Genomic DNA, 2,364 nt, shown 5'->3' on the forward strand with positions numbered 1-2,364 from the left:
GGGCGCCGCAGGCGATCCTTGACGGCGGGAGCAGGTCGGCTACGCGCGCGGCCCCCACCACCGCGACCACCAAGACCAGCCCGACGGACCGGTTCAGTCGTCGACCCAGTAGCCCCGACCGCCACCGAACCAGCCGCCGCCGTACCCGCCGTACCCCGAGCGCATCGGGCTCATCCCGTCGTAGCCCTCGACGCCACTCGCCCCTCCGACGCCCCCGGGACGGCCGGCGTCGCGCGAGCCGAGGTAGGAGCCGACGACGGCGGCGCCGAGGTCGTCGAGCTCGGGGCTGATCATCCGACCGTCGACGCGGCGGGCCATCTGCTCGATGAAGCGGGCGAGGCCGGGGTCCTCACCCAGGCGGAAGAAGGTCGTCTGGGCACCCATCCGGCGCGAGTTGTCCAGCTCGCGCACGGCGTAGGCGACCGTCATGGGGTGCGGCGGGTAGGAGAAGTAGACCTCTCCGCTCGACTCCAGGTGGGAGGTCGGCTCGCCGTCGGTGACGATCAGCAGCACCGGCTGGGCGTTGGGGTGCTTGCGGAAGTGCCTGTTTGCGAGCAGCAGACCGTGGTGGAGATTGGTGCCCTTGTCCCACATGGCGTCGAGTGCGGTGAGCTCTTCGATGTCCATCACCTCGGCATGCCGACCGAACGCGATCAGCTGCAGCGCATCGCCACGGAAGCGGCTCTTGATCAGGGTGTGCAGCGCCAGCGCCGTGCGCTTCATCGGCACCCAGCGGCCGTCCATCGCCATCGAGAACGACGTGTCGACGAGGAGGGCCACGCAGGCCTGCGTGCGCGCCTCGGTCTCCTGGACCTCGACGTCGTCGATCGCGAGCAGGCGGGAGTCGGTCGCGTCAGCGGCACGACGTCCCACACCGTTGAGGATCGTGCGGGGCAGGTCCCACGGCTCGGTGTCGCCGAAGGCCCACTCCCGCGTCGCACCCGAGCGGTCGCCGGCGGCGCCGGCCTTGTGCATGTCGCGCTGACCCTGACGTCCCGACATCTTGTCCGCGACCTCGCGCAGCAGCGCCTTGCCGAGCTGACGCATCGCCTTCGGACTGAGCTTGAGCTGCCCGTCGGAGCCGCGCTTGAGCGTGCCGCCGTCGCGCAGCGCCTTCTCCAGCTGCTGCAGGGTCTTGGCGTCGACGGCGGCCTCGTCGCCGAGCTGGCGGGCGAGCTTGTCCAGGTCCAGGTCGTCCATCCGAGCTCCGCCGTACGACTGCGAGAGCTGGTCGGCGAGCGAGTCGAGGTCGGCGAGGTCCTGGAAGACACCGGTGCCGTCGCCGAGCCCCAGCCCCTGACCCTGGCCCTGCCCCTGTCCGTCGCCGAACTGCTCCGAGCCGCCCCAGTCCTCGCCGGGGCGCAGGCCCTGCAGGTTGGCGTCGAGCCGGGCGAGCGACTCCATCAGCTGGGGCGAGCCGAACGCCTGCTGCGAGAGCTCCATCAGCTGCTGGCGCTGCTCGGGGCTCATCGAGTTCATCATCCGTTGGGCCGCGGCAGCGCGCTGCGCCATCGCGTCGAGCAGCTCGTCGATGTCCTGGGGGTTCTCGGGGAAGAACTCGCCGTGCTGGTCCATGAACTGCGCGAAGTCCTCGGGCGTGTCCTCACCCCGCGAGTGCTTCTCCAGCAGGTCGTTGAGGTCCTCGAGCATCTCGTTGATCGCGGCCCGGTCCTCGTCGGTGGCGTTCTCGAGGGCCTGCTTCATCCCGGCGAAGCGCTGGTCGAGCATCTCGCGACCGAGGAGGTCCTTGATCTTCTCGAAGTCATCCCGCGCCTGGTTGCTCTGCCAGTCGTACTCCCCCAGCTCGCTGACCGCGGCCGCGGTGTTGGGTGAGAGGTTCTCCAGCTGCATCTCGCGCAGTGCCCGGTCACCCTCGTCCATCATCGCGTCGCGGGCGACCTCCTTGCGCTCCTCCAGCACCGCCTGGTCGAGGAGCTCGCGGATCTCCTGCAGCGTGCCGTCGAGGTTGTGCTTCTGCAGCAGCTCACGTCGCCGCTCGGCGACCTTGCGCGCCAGATCGTCGAGGCCCCGCTGGTCGCGACCGCCGCGCCGGAGGAACTCGCGCATCGCGCGCTCCGGGCTGTAGCCGGCCATCACGTCCTCGCCGATGGCGTCCAGGGCCTCGGCGAGGTCGACCGGCGCTGCCAGCGGGTCGCCGCCGTCGTACTTCTTGAACCGGGAAGCTCGGGTCTTCGCCATGCGTCCAGTATGGCGCGCGCCCGAAGCCGGCGGGTCGCGAGGAGATCACGTCCGGGCCCGGGCGGGGGCACCGCGGCCCGGGAGACGCCTACTTCGCAGGGAACTCCTGACCCACCTCACGCCGCGCGCTGCTCCGCCGCGCGCGCGATCGTCTCCTCGACGACC

Annotated in this window: 1 protein-coding gene; it reads right to left on the minus strand. The window is 70.8% G+C overall.

Annotation, left to right across the window (positions count from 1 at the left end):
- Window positions 1-93: 93 nt before the first annotated feature.
- The gene (locus Q1K33_RS20585; RefSeq protein WP_300406786.1) at window positions 94-2,199 is read right to left on the minus strand and encodes a VWA domain-containing protein; all 2,106 of its coding nucleotides are present in this window, start codon (window positions 2,197-2,199) and stop codon (window positions 94-96) included.
- Window positions 2,200-2,364 lie beyond the last annotated feature (165 nt).

Source organism: Nocardioides sp., from assembly GCF_029937575.1.
GTDB lineage: Bacteria > Actinomycetota > Actinomycetes > Propionibacteriales > Nocardioidaceae > Nocardioides.